At 71.8% G+C, this 14075-nt stretch carries 16 protein-coding genes and 1 pseudogene; 10 read left to right on the top strand and 7 right to left on the bottom strand.

Features of this window, described 5'->3' with window-relative positions:
• The first annotated feature begins 81 nt into the window (after positions 1 to 81).
• Both ACQ614_RS36010 and ACQ614_RS36005 read left to right on the top strand, forming a co-directional pair.
• Positions 82 to 1194, top strand: coding sequence for an ATP-binding protein (locus ACQ614_RS36010; RefSeq protein ID WP_431683326.1), 1113 nt, complete (start codon positions 82 to 84; stop codon positions 1192 to 1194).
• The gene (locus ACQ614_RS36005; RefSeq protein WP_431683325.1) at positions 1191 to 4019 is read left to right on the top strand and encodes a hypothetical protein; all 2829 of its coding nucleotides are present in this window, start codon (positions 1191 to 1193) and stop codon (positions 4017 to 4019) included. The genes ACQ614_RS36010 and ACQ614_RS36005 overlap by 4 nt, the downstream gene beginning before the upstream one ends.
• 268 nt (positions 4020 to 4287) lie before the next feature.
• On the opposite strand, the gene ACQ614_RS36000 is transcribed toward ACQ614_RS36005, so the two are convergent.
• The 4 genes from ACQ614_RS36000 to ACQ614_RS35985 all read right to left on the bottom strand — a co-directional run bounded on the left by ACQ614_RS36000 (position 4288) and on the right by ACQ614_RS35985 (position 5966).
• Positions 4288 to 4524, bottom strand: coding sequence for a SecDF P1 head subdomain-containing protein (locus ACQ614_RS36000; RefSeq protein WP_431683324.1), 237 nt, complete (start codon positions 4522 to 4524; stop codon positions 4288 to 4290).
• Positions 4525 to 4535: 11 nt separating this feature from the next.
• Positions 4536 to 4913 carry a hypothetical protein gene (locus tag ACQ614_RS35995; RefSeq protein WP_431683323.1) on the bottom strand — a complete coding sequence of 126 codons (378 nt, stop codon included), beginning with the start codon at positions 4911 to 4913 and terminating at the stop codon, positions 4536 to 4538.
• Positions 4914 to 5127: 214 nt separating this feature from the next.
• Entirely contained in the window at positions 5128 to 5301 is a 174-nt protein-coding gene (locus tag ACQ614_RS35990; protein ID WP_431683322.1) for a CsbD family protein, read from the bottom strand.
• Between the two features lie 50 nt (positions 5302 to 5351).
• Positions 5352 to 5966, bottom strand: coding sequence for a hypothetical protein (locus ACQ614_RS35985; RefSeq protein WP_431683321.1), 615 nt, complete (start codon positions 5964 to 5966; stop codon positions 5352 to 5354).
• Between the two features lie 123 nt (positions 5967 to 6089).
• On the opposite strand from ACQ614_RS35985, the gene ACQ614_RS35980 reads away from it, so the two are divergent.
• Entirely contained in the window at positions 6090 to 6914 is an 825-nt protein-coding gene (locus ACQ614_RS35980; protein WP_431683320.1) for a TetR/AcrR family transcriptional regulator, read from the top strand.
• Positions 6915 to 6955: 41 nt separating this feature from the next.
• Positions 6956 to 7111 (top strand): DUF6131 family protein, encoded by a 156-nt coding sequence (locus tag ACQ614_RS35975; RefSeq protein ID WP_199922906.1) that lies wholly within the window; start codon positions 6956 to 6958, stop codon positions 7109 to 7111.
• A 465-nt stretch (positions 7112 to 7576) separates the two neighbouring features.
• On the opposite strand, the gene ACQ614_RS35970 is transcribed toward ACQ614_RS35975, so the two are convergent.
• From ACQ614_RS35970 to ACQ614_RS35960, 3 genes are all read right to left on the bottom strand, one after another.
• A complete protein-coding gene (locus ACQ614_RS35970) occupies positions 7577 to 8410 on the bottom strand; it encodes a YhjD/YihY/BrkB family envelope integrity protein (protein WP_431683319.1) in 834 nt (277 codons plus the stop codon).
• 632 nt (positions 8411 to 9042) lie between these two features.
• Positions 9043 to 10137 (bottom strand): SRPBCC family protein, encoded by a 1095-nt coding sequence (locus ACQ614_RS35965; RefSeq protein WP_431683318.1) that lies wholly within the window; start codon positions 10135 to 10137, stop codon positions 9043 to 9045.
• Between the two features lie 3 nt (positions 10138 to 10140).
• Positions 10141 to 11031 (bottom strand): histone protein, encoded by an 891-nt coding sequence (locus ACQ614_RS35960; RefSeq protein ID WP_431683317.1) that lies wholly within the window; start codon positions 11029 to 11031, stop codon positions 10141 to 10143.
• Between the two features lie 512 nt (positions 11032 to 11543).
• Between ACQ614_RS35960 and ACQ614_RS35955 the strand changes: the two genes are divergently transcribed.
• From ACQ614_RS35955 to ACQ614_RS35930, 6 genes and pseudogenes are all read left to right on the top strand, one after another.
• On the top strand, positions 11544 to 11909 hold the full coding sequence (locus ACQ614_RS35955) for a gas vesicle protein (RefSeq protein ID WP_431683316.1): 366 nt from the start codon (positions 11544 to 11546) through the stop codon (positions 11907 to 11909).
• A 68-nt stretch (positions 11910 to 11977) separates the two neighbouring features.
• Positions 11978 to 12421, top strand: coding sequence for a gas vesicle structural protein GvpA (locus ACQ614_RS35950; RefSeq protein ID WP_431683315.1), 444 nt, complete (start codon positions 11978 to 11980; stop codon positions 12419 to 12421).
• Between the two features lies 1 nt (position 12422).
• Positions 12423 to 13136, top strand: coding sequence for a GvpL/GvpF family gas vesicle protein (locus ACQ614_RS35945; protein WP_431683314.1), 714 nt, complete (start codon positions 12423 to 12425; stop codon positions 13134 to 13136).
• A 17-nt stretch (positions 13137 to 13153) separates the two neighbouring features.
• Positions 13154 to 13405, top strand: coding sequence for a gas vesicle protein GvpG (locus ACQ614_RS35940; protein WP_431683313.1), 252 nt, complete (start codon positions 13154 to 13156; stop codon positions 13403 to 13405).
• Between the two features lie 48 nt (positions 13406 to 13453).
• Positions 13454 to 13762, top strand: a pseudogene (locus ACQ614_RS35935) (gas vesicle protein); the annotation flags it as partial.
• Positions 13669 to 14010 (top strand): GvpL/GvpF family gas vesicle protein, encoded by a 342-nt coding sequence (locus ACQ614_RS35930; RefSeq protein ID WP_431683312.1) that lies wholly within the window; start codon positions 13669 to 13671, stop codon positions 14008 to 14010. The pseudogene ACQ614_RS35935 and the gene ACQ614_RS35930, both read left to right, overlap by 94 nt.
• The last annotated feature ends 65 nt before the right edge of the window (positions 14011 to 14075 follow it).

Here is a 14075-nt window from a genome sequence, read left to right as displayed (position 1 = left end):
CCTGGCAGCCGCACGCACCGGACCCCGCTCGCTGGTCCGGCCCAATCCACCAGACACGCCCTTGCCCAGAAAGGCCCCCTCATGTCCGACCTGCTGCGCGCCCCCGCCGAGATCAAGTACGCCGAGGAGCTGGACTGGCTGGAGTCGATCGACGACGGCCCCAAGCCCTTCTCCTGGCGGCTGTCCCCGAAGATGATCCGCCTCTTCGTCCTCGGCTCGGAGCGCTCCGACGGCCTCGACCGCGAGGTCTCCCAGAAGTGGTTCGGCGACCGCAGCATCGTCGAGCGCGCCATCGTCACCCTCGCCTCCGACCGCGGTCTGCTGCTCATCGGCGACCCCGGCACCGGCAAGAGCTGGCTCGCCGAACTGCTGGCCGCCGCGATCTGCCGCAACTCCACCCTGGTCGTCCAGGGCACCGCAGGCACCACCGAGGACCACATCAAGTACTCCTGGAACGTGTCCATGGTGATCGCCAAGGGCCAGTCCCGGGAGTCGATGATCCCCTCGCCGATCATGACCGCGATGGAGGGCGGCGCGATCGGCCGCTTCGAGGAGCTCACCCGCTCCACCAGCGACGTCCAGGACGCGCTGATCTCGATCCTCTCCGAGAAGTACATCTCGGTGCCGGAACTCGAGAGCGACAACATCGTCTTCGCCAAGCCCGGCTTCTCGATCATCGCCACCGCCAACAGCCGCGACCGGGGCGTCAACGACCTCTCCTCGGCCCTCAAGCGCCGCTTCAACTTCGTGCGCATCCCGGTGGTCACCAACAGGAAGAGCGAGGCGGAGATCGTCCGCTTCCGCACCGAGGAGCTGCTGCGCCGCCACCAGATCGACCTGGACGTGCCGCCCACCCTGCTGGACGTGCTGCTGCAGTCCTTCGCCGACCTGCGCGCCTCCGCCGCCGCGGCCGGCAGCGACGACGAGAAGCTGGAGTCGGCGCTGTCCACCGCCGAGCAGATCGGCGTGCTCGAGGACGCCGTCCTGCACAGCAACTTCTTCGGCGAGCGGGCCCTCACCGCCCGCACCCTCGCCTCCTCGCTGGTCGGCTCGCTGGCCCGCCGCGAGCCGGAGGACCTGGCCATCCTCAACAAGTACCTGCACGGCGTCGTCGAGCCGCGCAGCAAGGACGAGGGCGGCGCCTGGCCGGAGTTCCTCGAGGGCGGCCGCGACACGATCGCCACCCTCTCGTGACCGCCGCACAGCCCGCGACCGCCGCACAGTCCGTGGCCCCCGTGCAGGAGGGCACGTTCACCGCACTGCGCTCCCAACTGCAGGAGGCCGCAGCGACGTTCGCCGACGGGCCGGACGCCCTGGAGGGCATCCTGCTCGGCATCGTCGACGACGTCGACCGGGCGGTGCGCGAACCGCTGGAGATCTTCCCGGTCTGCCACCACTCCCCCGCGTCGGCGACCGCGATGGCCCGCCGGCTGCGCGAGAAGCAGCCCAGGGTGGTCTACCTGGAGCTGTGCGAGGACATGGCCCCGCTGCTCCCCGAACTCCGCAACTGCCGCCTCCCGGTGGCCGTCCAGGCGTTCGCCAGCGAGGTCGACGGCTTCCCCGCCGACTGGTCCCCGCTGTCCGTGGTCGCCCCGATCACCGAGGCCTCCGCCGAGTACCAGGCCATCGCGTACGCGCTGGACACCCCGGGCGTCGAACTCGTCCTGGTCGACCGCTCCTCGGACCACGTCTTCCAGTGGCAGCCGCAGGAGGCCCCGCCCGCCGAGCCGGCCGACCCGGACACCCCGCCCGCCGAACCGGAGGCCGCCCTGCACGGCGACGCCGTCGGCGTGGAACTCGGCGACCTGCGGCCGCGGTTCGCCGAACTGGAGGAGCACCTGCTGCGCCACGGCAAGGTGCGGCACTGGTCCGAGTGGTGGCACCAGTACGTCGAACTCCCCCTCGGCGACGCCGACCACGACACCTATCGGCAGGTCATGCTGCTGATCGGCAGCCTGTTCCGCCGCCTGGCCCCCGGAGACCTGCACCGGGTGCGGGTCGACGAGGACCGCGAGCGGTACATGTGGACGCGGATGCGCGAGCACCTCGCGGCCACCGGCACCGACCCCGCGGACTGCCTCTACGTCTGCGGCGCGTTCCACGCGGCCAGCCGCGTCGAGGAGTTCGGCGTGCACGGCACCGACGACTACACCGTCTCGCCGCGCACCGCCACCAAGTGGCGGCACGGCCTGATCCCGTCCAGCCACGCGGCGATCGAGGCGCAGTTCGGCCTCGCCGCGGGCTCGGTGTCGATCGCCGCGACGGTGTGGGCGAAGAACCTGAAGCGGACCGGCGTGAAGCCGTTCCGGCTGGAGGGCCAGGCGGGCGCGAAGAAGACCGCCGCGAAGAAGACCGTTGCGGCTGCGCCGGTGGCGGCGGTGGAGGCATCGGACCGGCTCTCCGGCTTCCTGCAGCGGCCGCCGGTGCTCGACCGGCTGGACGAGGCCGAACTGCTCGGCTGGTCGGTGGAGATCGTCCGGGCCGCCCGCCGCAACGGCTACCTGGCCTCCACCGCCGATGCCATCGCGGTCTTCGAGACCTCGATCCTGCTCGCCGGCATGCGCGACCGGGCCAGGCCCACGCCGTACGACTTCCAGGACGCGGCGGTCACCTGCATCGAGAAGGACAGCGTGCCCGGCCGGCGCGACGTCCGACGGCTCGTCGAGATCATGATGGGCGGCGACCGGATCGGCCAGGTCGGCTACGACGCCCTGCCGCCGCTCGCCCGCGACGTCCACGACCGGCTCGCCCCGCTCGGCCTCCGGCTCGAACAGCGCGGCGTCCAGCGGGCGCTGCTCGACATCGCCTCCCGGCCCGAACTCGGGCACTGCTCCGACGTGCTGTGGATGCTGCGGTACCTGCTCCCGCACGGTGCGGCGCGGCCCATCATGGGCGAGCGCACCCTCGGCGAGCGGCCGATCCAGGAGTCCTGGGACCTGGCGCTCGGCACCCACCAGCGCGCGCTGATCGAGCTCGGCTACGAGGGCGTCAGCATCGAACAGGTGCTGGAGCAGCGGCTGCGGCGCACCGCGTACGGCCCGCGGGCCACCGCGGCGGCGGTGCTGGAGGCGGTCGAGGACGCGACGCTGTACCTCGGCAGCCGGCGCCTCTCCGAGGAGCTCGGCAACCGGGCGCTGGAGGTGCTGGCGACCGAACGCAGCGTCGACGGCGCACCGGAGGTGCTGCGGCGGGTGCGGCGGCTGCTCGCCCACTACCGGACGAGCGAGCCGGTCCTGCCCGCGTGGATCGAGTCCTTCGTCAAGACCGGGTACGCGCACTACTGCACGCTGCTGCCGACGGCGTTCACCGACGAGGACGCCACCGTCCGGCAGGTCGCGGCGATGCTGGGCTTCCTGTTCAGCATGGAGAGCCTGGCACTGTCACTGGGCTGCGACCGCACCCAGCTGGAGCTGGCGGTGGCGCAGGCGCACCCCGAGGAGCCGTCGAAGGTCGCCCTGCTGTGGGCGGCCCAGGTGCATCTCGGACGGCTGTCGCGGGCCGAACTCCGCTCGCGCTGCGACGAGTTGCTCGGCAACCCGCTGGTGCTGCCGGCCTACCCGCGCTACCTCAGCGGCTTCGTGCACGCGCTGGAGCCGGTGCCCGGGCTGACCGACTTCGTCGTGGAGGCCGTGTCGAACGCCTTCGGACGGCTGCCGGACCCGGTGCTGCTGCCGTGGCTGCCGACGCTGATCAGCACCCTGCGGGCCGACGGAGCCGAGTTCGCGCCGCTGCTGATCCGCGAGGCCGGCCGGATCTTCCCCGGGAGGCTCGCCGCGCTGGACACCTGGGTGCCGCCGTGGCGGGCCCCCGCGGCGGAGCCGCTCCGCCCGGCCCGCGGCGCACGGGCCGCCCGCGGCTCGGCCCTGCTCCGGGCGCACCCCGCCACCTGCGACGCCCTGGCGGGTCTGCTCGGCTGCGACGACGCATGGGAGAGCGCGGACGGCGGCGCCACGGGCGCAGCACTCCTCACCCGCCACCCGGCCACCGCAGAGGCCCTGGCGGCGCTGCTGGCCGGCTGACGCGAGGCCGTCCGGGGGCCAAAGGGCCACCCGGGGGTGCGAGGATCTGCGCGAGGCGGAGGTGCGGCGCCGTCCCTTCCGATTCGCGCAGTTTCCCGCCCTCCGGGCGGCCGCCCTCGGGTCCAGGTCGTGCTCCTCCGGCAGCACAGGCCGGTGACCGCAGGAGCGGCCGGGTAGGGGTCTGCGCGGCCGGGCTGACAAGGCACGGACTTCGGCCGCGCCCGGCCGCTGCACCCGGCTTCGCCGGCGGGAATGTCCGACCCGGAGATCAGGGGGTGCTCGCCCGCATGGCCGTGGGGAGGCGGCCGGTGGAGAACCGGGCAGCCAGGGTCTCGGCCTGTGCGTGGTCGAAGCCGCCCGTGATCTGCGTTGCGCCGGTGGTGACCGCGGAGGCCACCCGCGGATGGGAGATGACCGTGCCATCCGGTACGACCGCGAGCTGGGCCAGGCGGTCGACGTTGTGGGCAAGGCGCGCCGGGCGGACTCTGGGACGTGCCCGGGCCACCCGCCGACCGGTCAGTGGCCCGAGGTCGGGCTGTCGGGCTCCTGGGGGTCGATGCCGGTGTGGGCCTTCTCGGTGCGTCCGCCGCTGGGGCGGCCGGAGGGGCCCTGCGGGCCCGTGTCGTAGGTGTGCTTCGCGGGTCCCTGGTCCTCGCCGCGGCGGCTCACGCTCTCGACGGTGTCGCCGGGGACGTCCCGCTCCTCCTCGGCGGCCTTCTCACGGCCCGGTCCGGGCTTGGGGGCGTAGGTCTCGGGGTGGAACGAGCGGTGGGCGCTGTCGTTCGGCTCCTGGTGCTCGGCGTCGATGTCGGGGGACCAGCCGTGCTGGTCCTCTCCGTCGAACCGGCCGGCCCGGCCCTCTTCCATCGTCGGGTGGGAATTCCTCGCGGTCATGGTCATCACCTGCTGGGTTGTGTCGGCCGCCGGAGGGCGGTCGGCGTTCACGCGTCGGCGGGCTCTTCGCACGGAGCGAACGATCACCGACGCCGGGGGGAGAACCGGGGGTGGGAATGGTGGGCCAGGTGCGGACACCTCGGCGGCGGTGCCGTCGGGAATGCCGCGCACCCGGCCCGGTGGCGGACCGCTGTACGGCCCGGTGGCCGGGCGGTCAGTGTTTGAAGACGTCCTTCGCCTTGGCGCCGGCCTGCTTGGCGTCGCCCTTCATCTGCTCGGCGCGCCCCTCGGCCTCCAGGCTGCGGTTGCCCGTGGCGGCGCCGGCGGCCTTCTTCGCCCTGCCCTTGACTTCCTCGGCCTTGTGGGCGGCTTTCTTGCCGATACCCATGGCTGGTCTCCTTCTCGTGTGTCGTGACGTGGCGGCAGTCGCCGCCTGCCTCAGCGGGAGGCGGAACTGTGCCCGAACAGGTGCAGCCCGCGCTGTCCGTCGGGCTCCGGCTCGTCGTCCGCACGCGCGTTGCCGCCGCCCTCCAGGGGCATCGGGGCCACGCGGGTGCCGGCCGTCTGCTCGCGGAAGGCACGGCGCTGATCGCTCATCAACTCGTCCCGCTGCCGGGCGAGGGCATCGCGCTGTTCGGCGAGGGCGTCGCGCTGCGCGGCGACGTCGTCGCGTTCGTCGGCGATGCCGTGCCGGTCCCGGCCGGCCGAGGTCGCCTCCGCGCGGGCGGTGTCGCGCTGGTCGACCAGGTCGTCGCGGCCCTCGGCAACGGCCGCCGTCTCACGGCGGGAGTCACGCAGTCCGTGGCGTGCTTCACTGCCGCGACGTGAGGAACGGCGCGCACCGGTCAACAGGAGTCCGAGTCCGAGCATGCCCGCCGCCCCGACGATGACGCCGAAGAGGAAGAGCGTGCCGGTGGAGCCGGTCATGTGGTGTCCGAACACCGAGAACGAATTCGTGAGTTCGTGTGCGGCGCCGGTGTTGGTGAATATTCCGGCGACTGCGACAACGGCCGCGGCCACCAGGACAAGAAGTCCGAGAAGGGCAAGGATCATGACGACTCCAGAAGGTCTACTTTGTATACCTACAGCTAACTCCGGGCGTAGACTTATAGCTACACCGTAGGCATACGAACTTTGAGTTCGTTAGCGGTGACCACGAGCGACAGGAGGACCGACATGCCCCAGACCCCGGCCGACCCGGCCGTCCGGGAACACGCTCGACAAACGGACGGAAAGCTGAGCCGCGAGCGGATGCTCGCCTGCGCGCTGGAGATCATCGACCGCGAGGGCGTCGAGAAACTGTCCATGCGCCGCCTGGCCCGCGCCCTCGACCACGACCCGATGAGCCTCTACCGCTACGCCGCCAGCAAGGCCGCCCTGCTCGACGGCGTCGCCGAGACGGTCCTCGGCCAACTCACGGTCGATTCCACCGACCCCGACTGGGCGGCCCAACTGCGCGCAGTCGCCCGCGACTACCGCCGGCTCGCCCTCGAGCACCCCAACGTCGTGCCGCTCCTGGTCACCCGTCCCCTGGCAACCCCGCTGGCCCTGCGCCCCCGCGGCACCCTGCGACCGCTCGAAGCCGTCCTCACCCTGCTCACCCGCGCCGGCTTCGACGGCCCCGACGCACTGCACATCTACCGCGCCCTGTTCGGGTTCCTGAACGGCCACGTCCTCGACGAACTCCAGGAACTCGTCGACAACCCCGAGGAGACCGACGACCTGCTGCGCCTGGGACTCCACCGCCTGCCGCTCGGCGAATTCCCCCTCCTGCGCTCCCTCGCCACAGCCCTCGCCACCTACGACGGCGCCGCCGAACTCGAGCGCGGCCTCGACATCCTCCTCACCGGCCTGACCACCACCCCGACCCCCGGGCCCGAAGCAGCGACGGGCGCCGGACACGGACGCCGAACCCCACCGACCACGACCGGGGCCGGCGCACCCAGAACCCCCAGAACCGCCAACGGAAGCAGGAAGCGCACATCGGCGCCCACGCACTGACGGAGCACCGCACCAAGGGGGGAAACCGCAACGGAGACATCGTGATCATTCTCGGAGCCATCCTCCTCGTCATCGGACTCGTCGCCGGCATCGGCTTCCTGTGGACCATCGGCGCCGTCCTGGTCGTCATCGGCCTGATCCTGTGGATCATGGGCGCGGTCGGCCACCAGGTCGGCAGCCGCCCCCACTACTACTGAGACGCACCCCGTCTCATCCCAAGGCCCGGCGCCACGGCCGCGAATCGGCACAGCCGATTCCGACCGCGGCGCCGGGCCGTCAGATCCGAGACCGCGGCGCTCCCCGCAAGCCACCGGGCGCCGCCAACGCACCTGACCGGGCGCCACGTCCTGCGCCCGGCAGTGCTGCGGGACCGGTCGACCAGCCGGTGAGGGCGATGCTCCCGCTGTATCGGAAGGTCGTTCGAGAGCCACGGGGACAGCGGCGGTGAGAGCCACCGGGCCTGGCACCGTGGTCGAGAGCCGACTCGCCCGACGTCGCGGCACACCGCGTTCGGAGCGATGCCATCGGCCGGTCCGATCGGACACGACACGGCGCGCCGCACTTCTTGATCACGGTCAAGAGCGGCCGGCCGGCTGCCACGCTTCGACACAGGCACGGGCGCGGGTGCCCCTCCCACAACGGCCGTGCCGCCGAGTCGGGTCTCACTTCCGCCGTTTCAGCGCGCGTGTCGCGCGTGGGAGTTCTTCGTGGATCAGGCGGCCGACCAGTGCGCCGCCGAAGACGACGAATCCCACGCCGACCAGCCAGGACTGGATGACCAGCACGGTCCCGAACGGGCCGTAGGTGACCGTGTTGGAGGCGATCAGCGGTGAGAAGACGAGCCGGGAGAAGAGCCGCAGGCCGAGCAGTCCGACCACGGTCACCACGGCCCCCGGCAGCAGGGCACGCCAGCGCACCCGGCCGCCGAGCAGCAGCCACTGCGACCACCAGACGAACACCACCGCGCTCAGCGCCGCCGCGAGACCTCCGGCCGCGGACCGGCGCCCGAGCGTGCTGGTGGCGGACAGGAAGAGGAACCCGATGAGGACCGCGAGCCACAGCACGTGCCGCCACCGGGCCCACCAGCGGGCCGGCGGCAGGTTCCAGGCCTTCTCGTACCCGCTCTGCACCGCGGCCCCGAACGACAGGCCGAACACCGCCAGGGCGGCGAGGCCGAAGGCCGTCGTCGTCCGGAACGCCTGGCCGGGACGCCCGAAGAGCTGCTCGACCTCCTGCCTGGAAGCCAGCGACACGCCGAGCCCGTCCCCCAGCCACTGCGCGAACCCCCGCCCGCGGTCCGGATCGGCTGCGGAGACCACGATCAGCAGCGGAACCAGGGTGAGGAACCCGAGCGCCGCGAAGCCCAGCGCCCGCTGAGACAGCTGCAGATCGCCGCCCCGCATCCAGCCGCGCCCGGCCGGCGACCGGCGAACCCTCCGGCGCAGCCGTCGAAACGGAGTCGGACGGCCTCCAGCGCTGGGGGGCTCCATCGGCATGCATGTTGACTACCACACTCGGTGCGCCGCTGCTGGAGGGCGCGGCCCTGGAACCGAGCCCGGTCGCTTCAGATCGGGACTGCCGGCGACACAGCCCGCAGCAGCCCGGTTCGGCCGACCCGGCCGTCTGAGCCCGGCCCCGATGACGGACCAGGCCTGGTCGCAGTGCGACGGCCGGCCAACCACCTGCGGGTCGAAGGGGCCGACGCCGTGGCTGCCGGCAATCAGCAACAGGACGGCTGCGCGGATACCGGCCAAAAGGTGGCCCGGCTCCGGGCGAGGCTCGTGCGTACGTCGGCCTCACCCGGGCCGTCAGCGGGCGCGCCTGCCGACGGCAGGAACCCGGAACCGTTCACCGCCTCTGCCGCACCATCGTCCGCACCCGGACGGCGAGCAGAGCGCTCGCGGTCCGGGTGTTCGCGGCCTGCAACATCAGCCGGGCGCCGGCCAACCGGCCGGCCCCCGCATGCCCTCGGGCGCCGTGGAGAGCCGCACGGCGTGTACGGAGGTGGCCGGCGCCGTCGCGCGATCGAGGATCGCGGTCATGATCAAAGACCTGTCTCCGGGGCCGGCGGCGCCGTGCCTGGCCAGGGGGAAGGCTGTCAGCCGGACCGCGCCGGGGCCGTCGACGGTCAGCGGCGGGCGCGGTCATCCTCCTCCTCCTCATCCGGTTCGAAGTCCTCGGCCTCGCCGTCGTCCTCGTACTCGTCCTCCGGAGCGTCCTCTTCGTACTCCTCCTCGTCGTCGTACTCGTCCTCGGCGTCACCCTCCGCGGGCTCTTCCTCGTCGTCGTACTCGTCCTCGGCGTCACCCTCCACGGGCTCTTCCTCGTCCTCGTACTCGTCCTCGCCCTCGGTGCCCTCGTACTCCTCGCCCTCGCCTTCCTGGTCCTCCCGCTCCCGGGCAGCCTCCTCCTCTTCCATGGCCTCGTCATGGGTCTTGACGACCTCGCCGTCGCGGATCTCGCCGCGCCAGCCCTCGGCCTCGTCGTTGGTGAGGGAGACGTAGCGCTGGAAGTTCTTGAAGTCCAGCCGCAGGCGGCGGCCCTGGGCGCGCCAGATGTTTCCGGTCTTCTCGAAGAAGCCCGCGGGGTAGTACTCGACGACGAGGACGATGCGGGTCAGCGTGGGAGTGATCTCGTGGAAGCTCACAGCGCCGCGGGTGCTGCCCTTGGCACCCTGCGAAGTCCACACGATGCGCTCGTCCGGCACCTGCTCCTGGACGGTCGCCTTGAAACTCCGCTTGGACGGACCGACCTTGACCTTCCAGTCGGTGGTGACCTCGTCGCCCTGGGAGACGCTCTGCACTCCCTTGGCAAAACCACTGAAGTCCTCGTACTTGGTCCAGTGGTCGTACGCGGTGCGCACGGGCACGCCGACGTCGAGGGCCTCGATCATGTTCATCGGCTTCTTGCCGGACTTCCGCCCGGGCTTGCCGCCCCCGCCGAACGCCCCCTTGACCTTGTCGACGACGTTGTCCTTGATGCTCTTCGCCTTCTCACCGAGGAAGGCCTTGATCGGCGACTCGCCCTGCAGGACACGGGCGCCGACCTTCGGCAGCATTCCCCCGTTCTCGGCGACCTCCCCGAGTTGACCCGTAAGATCGGAGACCTTGTCGCCGGCCTTCTCGACCAGGTGCTCCATCTGGGCCCCGAGATAGTGAACGGCCTCCTCGCGCAGCTTGTCGAAACCCGACTTTTCGGGCGCCTCACGGTCCGTCGTGGCCATGGCCTACCTCCTGCGGGTGGAGCGTGTGGAGGACGTGCCGGATGCGGTCTTCTTGGCCGCGGTCTTCTTGGCCGCGGCCTTCTTCGCTGGGGCCTTCTTCGCCGCGGCCTTCTTCGCCGGGGCGGGCGCGCCTGCCGTCTTCTTGGCCGCCGGCTTGGCCGGCGCCGCGCGACCCGTTGAACGTTTGGCGGGGGAGGCACTCTTCGCCGGGGGCTTCTTGGCGGCCGTGGCCGACTTCCTGGCCGGGGTCTTCCTGGCGGGCTTGCGTTCGGGCGAGGGCTCGGGCTCGGCCCTGGGGGCCGACCGCGAGGCACGCCCGGCGCGGTCGCCGCTCGTGGCGGCACGGCGCCGCGCAGCGCGCTTCTGCGCCGGCTTCTTCTGGTCCTCCTCCTCGGGCTCCTCCTCGGGCTCCTCCTCGGGCTCTTCCTCGTCCTCCGGCTCCTCGGGCTCCTCCTCGGGCTCCTCTTCGTCCTCCGGCTCCTCGGGCTCCTCCTCCTCCTCGGGCTCCTCCTCCGGCTCCTCGGGCTCCTCTTCGTCCTCCGGCTCCTCGGGCTCCTCGGGCTCCTCTTCCTTCTCCTTCGGCTTGCCGATGTTGAGCGTGCGCTCGTGCAGGGAGTCGGCGAACTCGCCGACGCGTCGGTTGGCCGCAGCGACCAATGCCTTCTTGCCCGTCTCCAGGAACTCCCCCTTGACCTGCTCGCCGAGCTCCGCGACCTGCGGGACCTCACCCAGCTTCCTGAGCCCTTCGGTGGCGAGCTGACGCGGATCGAGCCCGAACCGCCTTCCGGCGATGTACGTCGCGACGGCGAAGGCGAGCCGCCCCTTCTTCGCGCGTCCGAGTACATATCCGCCGGCGACCGCGGCGCCCAGAGCGACCTTGGTGGTGTTGTTCATGAAGTCATCCCTTCGGCTCGTGCCCCCTTCCCGACCGGGCACCGCGTCAAGGGGGCACACACGACGGTGCGAGGGCCCGTACCCGCGACGGGAGCGTTGCTCCGGGCTCGCTACCAAGCTCCCGGCGAACGCCGGGGCACACGCGATGCGGCCGGAGGCCCGACCCACCTCGGCGCGCGGGGCGTCATGACGTCCCGTCACTCACGCGCACCCGGTCAACCGCGGTGCAGCTCCGCAAGGGACAGGCCCTCTCGGCGCGCGGGGCCGCGGCGATCCGTATCTCCAGTCTGGTCAGTCGGCCCGGTGAGCGCACGCGGGGTACGGGGCTTCTGCACGGCGATGCCGTGTCGCAAACCATGTCGTCACGGTGGGCCCGGGGCCGACCTCACCGGTCGTCCCGTGCATCGGACGTGCGCGGCTGCGCCGCCGATCCGGGCAGGAGACAATGGGAGGCAGGATGGAAGTAGCGCTCATGAGCGCAACCGACACGCCTCCGATTCCGGAGCAGGCAGATGGCCACAGGCAATGAGGAAGGCGCAGCGGCTCGTAGACCTGCCCGTGAAGGCCCCCACGAGCCGCGAACAGCCCCTCGCCGCCGCGCGTCCAAGCCCGCGCGGCGGATCTCGGCCCCCCGTGCCATGCGCTACGCAGCCGAACAACTCGCTGAACTGCTCGGCCGGGCACCGGATTCCGTGTCGGCGCTGAAGCCGACCGAGGAGGGCTGGCAGGCCGACGTGGAGGTGGTGGAACTGGAACGGATCCCGGACACGACCAGCGTGATGGCCAGTTACCGCGTCACGCTCGACGAGGAGGGCGAACTGCTCGCCTACCAGCGGATCCGCCGCTACAGCAGGGGGCAGATCGACCGGCCGACGTGACACCCACCCGGCCGCGGTGGGGGCACACACCCGCCGGACGCACCGGCGGCCGGCGAAGGGAGGCACCCGTGACCGTGGTGCCGCAAGGCCAAGCCGGCGTTTCCCGTGGCGGGAGCACCGGCAGTCTCTACGACATTCTCGAGTTGATCCTGGACCGCGGGCTGGTGATCGACGTCTTCATCCGGGTCTCCCTGGTCGGTATCGAGATCCTGAAGATCGACATCCGGATCGTCGTCGCCAGCGTCGACACGTATCTGCGGTTCGCCGAGGCCTGCAACCGCCTCGACCTGGAGACCGGGCGGAAGGCACCGACCCAGCTCACCGACATCGTCGGCGAGGTCACCGAGGGCGGTGCACACGGCAAGAGCAAGGGCGCGCTGTCCGGCGCCGTGGAGGCCGTGTCCGACGCACTCCACCTCGGCCGCGACAGCGACGAGGAGGAGGAAGAGGAGAAGCCCGCGCCCAAGCGTGAACGGCCGGCCCGCAGGCCCGCCCGGCGCCGGGAGGAATGACGTGTCCGTCTACGTGTACTCCATCACCGCCGCCGGCCACCCCCGGGACCTGGCCGGCCTCGTCGGCGTGGGCGAGCCTCCCTCGACACTCCGCAGCGTGTGCGCCGGGCCGCTCTGTGCGGTCGTCAGCGACGCCCCGGACGGACTGCGACCCAAACGCCGTGACCTCACCGCACACCAGAGCGTCCAGGAACGTCTGATGTCCGACGGCACCGTTCTGCCGCTGCAGTTCGGCCTCACCGCCCCGGACGACGACACGGTACGGGCGGCGCTCGCCGAACGCCACGACGAGTACCTGAGCCGGCTCACCGCACTGGAGGGCTGCGCCGAGTACCACCTGAAGGCATCCATCGACGAGAACGCCCTGCTGCGCCAGATCCTGCTGGAGTCGCCCGAGGCCAGGCAGCTCAACGACGAGATCATCGGCGGCAACACCAGCCCGGAGCTGCCGCCGGCCCTCGGCGAACTGGTCGCCCACGAGGTCCGTGCCCGCCACTACGCGCTGGCCACCGGCATCACGGAGGCCCTGCGGCCCCACGCCCGCCAGGAGGTCAACTCCGAGCCGACGGGAGAGGACTTCCTGAACGTCTCGTTCCTGGTGGACCGGGAGCACGAGCAGCTGTTCCTCGCGGCCGAGAAGGGCCTCACCGCCGAACTCGGCGACGACTTCGACTTCCGGCTGCACGGCCCGCTGCCCGCCTACAGCTTCGTGTGAGAAAGGAGGAAGTCGCCATGGGCCTGCTCACCCAGATCCTCACCCTCCCGCTCGCACCGCTGCGCGGCACCGTCTGGGTGCTGGAACGCGTGGTGGAGACCGCCGAGAACGAGTACTACGACCCCGGACCCGTCCAGCAGGAGCTCGCCGCTCTGGAGCAGGCACTCCTGGCCGGTGAGATCGACGACGAGACGTTCGACCGGCGTGAGGACGAGCTCCTCGACCGCCTGGACGAGATCAGCGCCCACAGGCAGCAGACCGGCACCTGACAGTGCACCCGCGCAACCCCCGGCCGGAGAAGGAGACGGCACGACCGTGACATCGAACTGCTCACCATCAAACTGCGTCTGCTGATCGCCTCCGTGGACAAGGCCACGGAGATGGGCATCGACTGGTGTGAGCACGACCCCTCGTTGTCCTCCCGGCCGGGAGTCGGGAGCCGCTGGAGGAGGAGAACCGGCGCCTGCGCCGCCTCGCGGGCCCGCCTCGTGCAGCCCACGCACGGCCGTGACCCGGTGGCCGCCGTGACCCGGTGGCCGCCGAGGACTTCGACGAGACCGCACTCCGACGCCACCTGGAGGAACTCGCGTGGCTGGAGGAGGTCGCCCGGACCCGCCACGGCGTGATCGAGGCGATCGCGGCGCACACCACCGTGCTGCCGCTGCGGCCGGCCACCGTCCACCTCGACGACGGCCGCGTACGTGCCGTGCTCGACGCCCGGCAGGATGCCTTCCTCGACCGCCTCACCCGGCTGGCCGACCGGCCGGAGTGGGGCGTCAAGCTCTATCTCGACGCCCCTGCCACCCCGCCCCCACCCACACCCCCGCCGGCGGACCTCGGCCCACTCGGCACCCTCCTCCCGCCACCGGACTGACACCCGCAGCGCGCGGGCGCGGCACGGGCCGCAACGGAAGCCGACTGCTGGCCTGCAGTCCGCTC

It is taken from the genome of Kitasatospora dryopteridis, assembly GCF_050749075.1.
Classification (GTDB): domain Bacteria; phylum Actinomycetota; class Actinomycetes; order Streptomycetales; family Streptomycetaceae; genus Kitasatospora.
This window is presented reverse-complemented; position numbering and strand designations above follow the sequence as displayed.

Bases quoted from the DNA above. Each gene is read 5' to 3' on its own strand.
- ACQ614_RS35980 (WP_431683320.1), top strand. From the start codon at position 6,090: ATGCCCCAGACCCCGGCCGACCCGGCCGTCCGGGAACACGCTCGACAA.
- ACQ614_RS35960 (WP_431683317.1), bottom strand. From the start codon at position 11,031: ATGAACAACACCACCAAGGTCGCTCTGGGCGCCGCGGTCGCCGGCGGA.
- ACQ614_RS35940 (WP_431683313.1), top strand. From the start codon at position 13,154: ATGGGCCTGCTCACCCAGATCCTCACCCTCCCGCTCGCACCGCTGCGC.
- ACQ614_RS36010 (WP_431683326.1), top strand. From the start codon at position 82: ATGTCCGACCTGCTGCGCGCCCCCGCCGAGATCAAGTACGCCGAGGAG.
- ACQ614_RS35995 (WP_431683323.1), bottom strand. From the start codon at position 4,913: ATGACCGCGAGGAATTCCCACCCGACGATGGAAGAGGGCCGGGCCGGC.
- ACQ614_RS35955 (WP_431683316.1), top strand. From the start codon at position 11,544: ATGGCCACAGGCAATGAGGAAGGCGCAGCGGCTCGTAGACCTGCCCGT.
- ACQ614_RS35990 (WP_431683322.1), bottom strand. From the start codon at position 5,301: ATGGGTATCGGCAAGAAAGCCGCCCACAAGGCCGAGGAAGTCAAGGGC.
- ACQ614_RS35965 (WP_431683318.1), bottom strand. From the start codon at position 10,137: ATGGCCACGACGGACCGTGAGGCGCCCGAAAAGTCGGGTTTCGACAAG.
- ACQ614_RS35985 (WP_431683321.1), bottom strand. From the start codon at position 5,966: ATGATCCTTGCCCTTCTCGGACTTCTTGTCCTGGTGGCCGCGGCCGTT.
- ACQ614_RS35970 (WP_431683319.1), bottom strand. From the start codon at position 8,410: ATGCCGATGGAGCCCCCCAGCGCTGGAGGCCGTCCGACTCCGTTTCGA.